The sequence below is a fragment of the Streptomyces sp. NPDC002698 genome, from assembly GCF_042888945.1.
GTDB lineage: Bacteria > Actinomycetota > Actinomycetes > Streptomycetales > Streptomycetaceae > Streptomyces.
The window spans coordinates 21347-29204 of sequence record NZ_JBIAQM010000053.1; the positions used below are offsets into that span (position 1 = coordinate 21347).

The window sequence follows — 7858 nt, forward strand, 5'->3', positions numbered from 1 at the left end:
AGCCAGCCCCTCAGCCGAAGAAGTTCCGTACGTGCTCCAGGCCGTCGACCAGAGCGTCGATCTCGGACGGCGTGGAGTACAGATAGAACGACGCCCGCGTGGTCGCAGGAATTCCGTACCGCAGGCAGACCGGACGCGCGCAGTGGTGACCCACCCGGACCGCGATGCCCTGCTCGTCGAGGACCTGGCCCACGTCGTGCGGGTGGATGTCGCCCAGCGTGAACGAGATCGCCGCGCCGCGGTCCTCGGCCGTGGTGGGGCCGATGATCCTCAGGTCGGGGACCTCCGCGAGCCGCTTCACCGCGTACTCGGTGAGCGCGTGCTCGTGGGCGAGGATCTTGTCCATGCCGATCGCCGAGAGGTAGTCGATCGCCGCGCCCAGACCGACCGCCTGCGCGATCGGCGGGGTGCCCGCCTCGAACTTGTGCGGCGCCGGCGCGTACGTCGACGAGTGCATCGACACGGTCTCGATCATCTCGCCGCCGCCGAGGAACGGCGGGAGGTCCTCCAGGAGTTCCTGGCGGCCCCACAGGACGCCGATGCCCGTCGGACCGCACATCTTGTGACCGGTGAAGGCCACGAAGTCGGCCTGGAGGGCCTGGACGTCGAGCGGCATGTGCGGCGCGGCCTGCGACGCGTCGATCAGGACCAGGGCGCCGACCTCCTGGGCGCGGCGCACTATCGCCTCGACCGGGTTCACGGTGCCCAGGATGTTCGACACCAGCACGAAGGAGACGATCTTCGTCTTCTCCGTGATGATCTCGTCGATGTTCGACAGGTCGAGACGGCCGTCGTCGGTGAGGCCGAACCACTTCAGCTTCGCACCGGTGCGCTGCGAGAGCAGCTGCCACGGAACGATGTTGGAGTGGTGCTCCATCTCCGTGATGACGATCTCGGTCTCGTGGTCCACGCGGTAGGGCTCGTCGGCCCAGCCCAGCATGTTGGCCACGAGGTTGAGCGACTCGGAGGCGTTCTTGGTGAAGATCACCTCGTCGCGGCTCGGCGCGTTGATGAACGCGGCGACCTTGTCCCGCGCGCCCTCGTACAGTGCCGTGGCCTCCTCGGCGAGCACATGCACACCGCGGTGGACGTTGGCGTTGTAGCGCTCGTAGTACTCGTTCAGGGCGTCCAGGACCTGGCGCGGCTTCTGCGAGGTCGCCGCGTTGTCCAGGTACACCAGCTTCTTACCGTCGTGGATCTGGCGGTCCAGGATGGGGAAGTCCTTGCGGATCGCCTCGGTGTCGAGGAGGCCCGGCAGCTGTGTCACGCGGATACGCCACCCTTCGCGTCGAGTGCGTACGACTCGTACCCCTCGTTCTCCAGCTTGTCGGCGAGCTCGGCGCCGCCGGACTCGACGATGCGGCCGCCGGAGAACACGTGCACGAAGTCGGGCTTGATGTAGCGCAGGATGCGCGTGTAGTGGGTGATGAGCAGGGTGCCCACCTCACCGGTCTCGCGGACGCGGTTGACGCCCTCGGAGACGACGCGCAGGGCGTCGACGTCCAGGCCGGAGTCGGTCTCGTCGAGGATCGCGATCTTCGGCTTGAGCAGCTCCAGCTGAAGGATCTCGTGGCGCTTCTTCTCACCGCCGGAGAAGCCCTCGTTGACGTTGCGCTCGGCGAAGGCCGGGTCCATGGAGAGGCGCTCCATGGTCTCCTTGACCTCCTTCACCCACGTACGCAGCTTGGGGGCCTCGCCGCGGACGGCGGTGGCGGAGGTGCGCAGGAAGTTGGAGACCGAGACACCGGGGATCTCGACCGGGTACTGCATCGCGAGGAACAGGCCCGCGCGGGCGCGCTCGTCGACGGACATCTCCAGGACGTTCTCGCCGTCGAGGGTGACGGTGCCGCCGGTGATCGTGTACTTGGGGTGGCCCGCGAGCGAGTAGGCGAGGGTCGACTTGCCGGAGCCGTTGGGGCCCATGATGGCGTGCGTCTCGCCCTGCTTCACGGTCAGGTCGACGCCCTTGAGGATCTCCTTCGTGGCGTTGTCGGCCTCGACGGTGACGTGCAGGTCGTGGATTTCAAGCGTTGCCATGGGTTCCTCAGGACTCCTGGTTGAGGGAGACGAGCACGTCGTCCCCTTCGATCTGAACGGGGTATACGGGGACGGGGCGCGTCGCGGGAAGACCGGACGGCTTGCCGGTGCGGAGGTCGAACGCGGAGCCGTGCAGCCAGCATTCGATCTGACAGTCCTCCACCTCGCCCTCGGAGAGCGAGACGTTCGCGTGCGAGCAGATGTCGTTGATCGCGAACACCTCCCCCTCGGTCTTCACGACCGAGACCGGCGTGCCGTCGAGTTCCACCCGCTTGGGGGTGTTCTCCTCCAGCTCGCTCAGCCCACAGACGCGCACGAAGGTGCCGGGCATCAGAGCGACGCCTCCAGCTCCTCGTCGATCTTCACGAGAAGGCGCTCTTCGATGTCGTCGACACCGATCTGCTGGACCAGTTCGGCGAAGAAGCCGCGGACCACCAGACGGCGGGCCTCGTCGGCGGGGATGCCGCGGGCCATCAGGTAGAAGAGCTGCTCGTCGTCGAAGCGGCCGGTCGCGGAGGCGTGGCCGGCGCCGACGATCTCGCCGGTCTCGATCTCCAGGTTCGGCACGGAGTCGACGCGGGCACCGTCGGTCAGAACCAGGTTGCGGTTCATCTCGTAGGTGTCCGTGCCCTCGGCCTTGGCCTCGATGAGGACGTCGCCGATCCACACCGCGTGCGCGCCCTCGCCCTGCAGCGCGCCCTTGTAGGCGACGTTGGACTTGCAGTGCGGGGTGTTGTGGTCGACCAGGAGGCGGTGCTCCTGGTGCTGGCCGGCGTCCGTGAAGTACAGGCCGAACAGCTCGGCCTCGCCGCCGGTGCCCGCGTAGGCGATCCGCGGGTGGAGGCGTACGAGGTCGCCGCCGAAGGTGACCACGAAGGACTTGAAGGTGGCGTCGCGGCCGATCAGCGCGTTGTGCTGGCCGACGTGGACGGCCGAGTCGTCCCAGTCCTGGACGGAGACGACGGTCAGCTTGGCGCCGTCGCCGAGGACGTAGTCGACGTTGGCGGCGAGCACCGCGTCACCGGTGTGGTCGATGACGACGACGGCCTCGGCGAAGGCTCCCAGCTCGATGACCTGGTGGCCGTAGGCGACCCCGCCCTCGCCGTGCACGGCGATCCGGATGGGCTCGGTCAGCACCGTCTCCTTGGGGACGGTGACGACGCCGGCCTTCTCGAAGGCCGAGAACGCCTGGGCGGCGACACGGTCCACGGGGGTGCCGGCCCTGCCGATCCGGACGTCGTCGCGGGCGACCGTCTCGACGGTGACGCCCTCGGGGGCCTCGACGTCGATCCGTACGCCTTCGCCGGTCGCGACGGCGGTGCCGTCGTGCAGCCCGCGCAGGCGCTCCAGCGGCGTGAACCGCCACTCCTCCTCGCGGCCGTGGGGGACGGGGAAGTCCGCCACGTCGAAGGACGGGGGCGCGCTCATGCGCGTGGCGACGGTCGACTCGGCGGCCACCGCGATCTGGCCCGCGGTGGTGGAGCCCACGGGGATGTTCTGAGCCTCAGCCATGGCTGTCGGTCTGCTCGCTTTCTTGCGTGAGTGGCTTGACGGGGACGGCGTTCGGCGTCAGCCGACCGCGCCCTCCATCTGGAGCTCGATCAGCCGGTTGAGCTCGAGGGCGTACTCCATGGGCAGTTCCTTGGCGATCGGCTCGACGAAGCCGCGCACGATCATCGCCATCGCCTCGAACTCCGTCAGACCGCGGCTCATCAGGTAGAAGAGCTGGTCCTCGGAGACCTTGGAGACGGTCGCCTCGTGGCCCATGGACACGTCGTCCTCGCGGACGTCCACGTACGGGTACGTGTCCGAGCGGGAGATGGTGTCGACGAGCAGCGCGTCGCACAGGACGTTCGACTTGGAGCCGTGGGCGCCCTCGCCGATCTCGACGAGACCGCGGTAGGACGTACGGCCGCCGCCGCGCGCCACGGACTTCGAGACGATGTTCGAGGAGGTGTTCGGCGCCATGTGGACCATCTTGGAGCCGGCGTCCTGGTGCTGGCCCTCGCCCGCGAAGGCGATGGACAGGGTCTCGCCCTTGGCGTGCTCGCCCATCAGGTAGACGGCCGGGTACTTCATGGTGACCTTGGAGCCGATGTTGCCGTCGATCCACTCCATGGTCGCGCCCTCGTACGCCACGGCGCGCTTGGTGACCAGGTTGTAGACGTTGTTCGACCAGTTCTGGATGGTCGTGTAACGGCAGCGGGCGCCCTTCTTCACGATGATCTCGACGACCGCGGAGTGCAGGGAGTCCGACTTGTAGATCGGCGCGGTGCAGCCCTCGACGTAGTGGACGTAGGCGTCCTCGTCGACGATGATCAGCGTCCGCTCGAACTGGCCCATGTTCTCCGTGTTGATACGGAAGTAGGCCTGGAGCGGGATCTCGACGTGCACGCCCTTCGGCACGTAGATGAAGGAGCCGCCGGACCACACCGCGGTGTTCAGCGACGCGAACTTGTTGTCGCCGACCGGGATGACCGTGCCGAAGTACTCCTTGAAGAGCTCCGGGTGCTGCTTGAGGGCGGTGTCGGTGTCCAGGAAGATGACGCCCTGCTCCTCCAGGTCCTCGCGGATCTGGTGGTAGACGACCTCGGACTCGTACTGGGCCGCGACACCGGCGACGAGGCGCTGCTTCTCCGCCTCGGGGATGCCGAGCTTGTCGTACGTGTTCTTGATGTCCTCGGGCAGGTCCTCCCAGGACTCCGCCTGCTTCTCCGTGGAACGCACGAAGTACTTGATGTTGTCGAAGTCGATGCCCGACAGGTCGGAACCCCAGTTGGGCATGGGCTTCTTGCCGAAGAGGCGCAGGCCCTTGAGACGGAGCTTGGTCATCCACTCCGGCTCGCTCTTCTTCGCGGAGATGTCGCGGACGACGTCCTCGTTGATGCCACGCTTGGCGGAGGCACCGGCCACGTCGGAGTCGGCCCAGCCGTATTCGTACGTGCCCAGACCCTCGAGCTCGGGGTGGGCAGTCTCCTCGATGGGGAGCGTCATGCGGGGTTCCTCCCGGCGGTGCTTGCGGATGCGTTGTGAGTGTCGTGCGAGATCTTGGGGATGAACGTCGTGCACACCCCGTCGCCGTGGGCGATGGTGGCCAGTCGCTGGACGTGCGTGCCGAGCAGCTGGGAGAAGAACTCCGTCTCCGCCTCGCACAGCTGCGGGAACCGCTCGGCGACGTGCGCCACCGGGCAGTGGTGCTGGCAGAGCTGCTCGCCGACCGGTGCGCTGCGCGCCGTGGCAGCGTACCCGTCCGCGCTGAGGGCCTTCGCCAGGGCTTCCGTGCGTTCCTCGGGGGTCGCGGCCTCGATGGCCTCGCGGTAGGCCCCGGCCTGCGCGGCGATCCGGGCGCGGGCGAAGGAGAGGACCGCGTCGTCCCCGCCCTCGCGCTCGGCGATCCAGCGCAGGGCGTCCTCGGCGAGCTTGTCGTAGGACTGGTCGAAGGCGTCCCGGCCGCAGTCGGTCAGGGCGAACACCTTGGCGGGACGGCCGCGTGTCCGCGCTCCGTAGACCCGCTGCTCGCGCGCCTCCACGACGTCGTCGGCGACCAGCGCGTCCAGATGACGGCGTACGGCCGCATGGGTCAGGCCCAGTCGGCCCGCCAGGTCGGCGACGGTCGACGGGCCGTGGTCCAGGATGGACCGCGCGACCCGGTTGCGCGTCGAACGCTCACCGGTCGCGAGTTCCTCCTGCGGGGGCCCCGTGGGGGTCTCCCGAGCCTCGCCAACGTTTTTCACAACACCATTGTTGCGTAATTCCTCAGGGCCTGACAAGCCGCGCCCTCCGGGGCGGGCGGTGCGCTGCGTCACTTAGGTATACCTAACGTGACCTGGGCAAACGATCTTTGATCGATCAATCCGCTGGCGTCCGGACGGCCTCTCGGGAAGACTCCGGGACCATGCCGACACCCCTTCCGACCGGCCCACTCGTCACCCGGGACACCCTCGCCGCCGACCTGCGCGCCCTGGGTGTACGACCGGGGGAAACGCTCCTCGCGCACTCCTCGCTCAGCGCCCTCGGCTGGGTCAACGGCGGTCCCGTGGCCGTCGTGCAGGGACTGCTCGACGCACTCGGTCCGGACGGCACGCTGGTGGTCCCGACCCAGTCCGGCGACCTCTCCGACCCGGCCCTGTGGAGCCGCCCTCCGGTTCCCGAGGAGTGGTGGCCGGCCATCCGGGCGACCATGCCCGTCTACGACCCGCGCGTGACGCCCTCCCGCGGCGTCGGCGTGATACCCGAGACCGTCCGCACCTGGCCCGGCGCCCTGCGCAGCGCGCACCCGGAGACCTCGTTCGCGGCGCTGGGCCCGGCCGCGGCCGCGGTCGTCGGCGGACACGCGCCCGACTGCCGGCTCGGCGAGCGGAGCCCGCTGGCCCGGCTGGAGGCCGGCGGTGCCCGCGTCCTGCTGCTCGGCGCCGGCTACGACAGCTGCACCAGCTTCCATCTGGCCGAGTACCGCATCCCCTCACCCGTCGTGGAGGTCGGCCGGCCCTCCCCCACGGGCTGGCGGACGGTGCGGGAGGTGTCGATCACCTCCGAGCTGTTCGAGGAACTCGGTGCCGACTTCGAGCGCGACCGTCCCGTCGTACGGGGGACCGTGGGCGCGGCCGGGGCGCGGCTCTTCCCGGTGGCCGACGCGGTGGCGTACGCGGAGCGGTGGCTGTCGCTGCACCGGCCGCGGGACCTGTACGTGGATGCCGCCCCCGGCGGTTCCGGGACACGCCGACGTCCCTAGACTTGCTCCTCATGCGAAGCGAGCCCGTCGTCCAGGTCCAGGCCCTGGTGAAGCGGTACGGAACGAAGACCGCGGTGGACGGCCTCGACCTGGTGGCCACGGCGGGCGTCACCGCCGTACTCGGACCCAACGGAGCGGGCAAGACCACCACGGTCGAGACCTGCGAGGGGTACCGCAAGCCGGACTCCGGCACGGTGCGCGTCCTGGGCCTCGACCCGGCGAGACAGTCCGGCGAGCTCCACACCCGGATCGGCGTGATGCTCCAGTCCGGCGGCGTCTACTCGGGCGCCCGCGCCGACGAGATGCTCCGCCATGTGGCGAAACTGCACGCCCACCCGCTGGACGTGGACGCGCTCATCGAGCGGCTCGGCCTGGAGGGCTGCGGCCGCACGACGTACCGGCGGCTTTCGGGCGGCCAGCAGCAGCGCCTCGCGCTCGCCATGGCGGTCGTCGGCCGCCCCGAGCTGGTCTTCCTGGACGAGCCGACCGCGGGCCTGGACCCACAGGCCCGCCGCGCGACCTGGGACCTGGTCCGCGACCTGCGTTCCGACGGTGTCTCGGTGATCCTCACCACGCACCACATGGACGAGGCCGAGCAGCTCGCCGACGACGTCGCGATCATCGACGCGGGCCGGGTCGTCGCCCAGGGCTCCCCCGAGGAGCTGTGCCGCGGCGGCGCGGAGAACACCCTGCGCTTCGGCGGCCGCCCCGGACTCGACGTGAACTCCCTGCTCAAGGCCCTCCCGGCGGACTGCACGGCGGCCGAGCTGACACCGGGGGCCTACCGGGTCGGCGGCAAGGTCGATCCGCAGCTGCTGGCGACCGTGACGTCCTGGTGCGCCCAGCACGGTGTGATGCCGGAGAAGATCTCCGTCGAACGCCACACCCTGGAAGACGTCTTTCTGGAACTGACCGGCAAGGAGCTGCGTTCATGAACCAAGCTCGACCTGAGCCCGGCCGGGGGTCCGGGGGTTGCCCCCCGGGAAAGCACAGCCTGGAACTGACCGGCAAGGAGCTGCGTTCATGAACCAAGCTCGACCTGAGCCCGGCCGGGGGTCCGGGGGTTGCCCCCCGGGAAAGCACAGCCTG

General features: G+C 69.3%; 8 protein-coding genes. 2 read left to right on the forward strand and 6 right to left on the reverse strand.

The features are described from left to right. Positions 1-10 precede the first annotated feature (10 nt). The 6 genes from ACFYW9_RS38185 to ACFYW9_RS38210 are packed head-to-tail and all read right to left on the reverse strand — an operon-like array spanning position 11 to position 5771. Positions 11-1267 (reverse strand): cysteine desulfurase, encoded by a 1257-nt coding sequence (locus tag ACFYW9_RS38185; protein ID WP_326788474.1) that lies wholly within the window; start codon positions 1265-1267, stop codon positions 11-13. Next, a complete protein-coding gene (gene sufC / locus ACFYW9_RS38190; protein WP_266757403.1) occupies positions 1264-2037 on the reverse strand; it encodes a Fe-S cluster assembly ATPase SufC in 774 nt (257 codons plus the stop codon). The genes ACFYW9_RS38185 and sufC overlap by 4 nt, the downstream gene beginning before the upstream one ends. A 7-nt stretch (positions 2038-2044) precedes the next feature. Continuing rightward, positions 2045-2368, reverse strand: coding sequence for a bifunctional 3-phenylpropionate/cinnamic acid dioxygenase ferredoxin subunit (locus ACFYW9_RS38195; protein WP_261703358.1), 324 nt, complete (start codon positions 2366-2368; stop codon positions 2045-2047). Further along, entirely contained in the window at positions 2368-3549 is a 1182-nt protein-coding gene (sufD, locus tag ACFYW9_RS38200; protein ID WP_389159668.1) for a Fe-S cluster assembly protein SufD, read from the reverse strand. Before sufD ends, ACFYW9_RS38195 begins: the two co-directional genes overlap by 1 nt. Positions 3550-3606: 57 nt before the next feature. Continuing rightward, the gene (gene sufB, locus ACFYW9_RS38205; RefSeq protein WP_351873611.1) at positions 3607-5031 is read right to left on the reverse strand and encodes a Fe-S cluster assembly protein SufB; all 1425 of its coding nucleotides are present in this window, start codon (positions 5029-5031) and stop codon (positions 3607-3609) included. Next, positions 5028-5771, reverse strand: a complete 744-nt coding sequence (locus tag ACFYW9_RS38210; protein ID WP_351873614.1) for a metalloregulator ArsR/SmtB family transcription factor — start codon at positions 5769-5771, stop codon at positions 5028-5030. The genes sufB and ACFYW9_RS38210 overlap by 4 nt, the downstream gene beginning before the upstream one ends. 161 nt (positions 5772-5932) lie before the next feature. Between ACFYW9_RS38210 and ACFYW9_RS38215 the strand changes: the two genes are divergently transcribed. Together ACFYW9_RS38215 and ACFYW9_RS38220 are read left to right on the forward strand one after the other, a co-directional pair. Beyond that, entirely contained in the window at positions 5933-6769 is an 837-nt protein-coding gene (locus ACFYW9_RS38215) for an AAC(3) family N-acetyltransferase (RefSeq protein ID WP_351873616.1), read from the forward strand. A gap of 11 nt (positions 6770-6780) precedes the next feature. Then, positions 6781-7704 (forward strand): ABC transporter ATP-binding protein, encoded by a 924-nt coding sequence (locus ACFYW9_RS38220; protein ID WP_389159669.1) that lies wholly within the window; start codon positions 6781-6783, stop codon positions 7702-7704. Positions 7705-7858 lie beyond the last annotated feature (154 nt).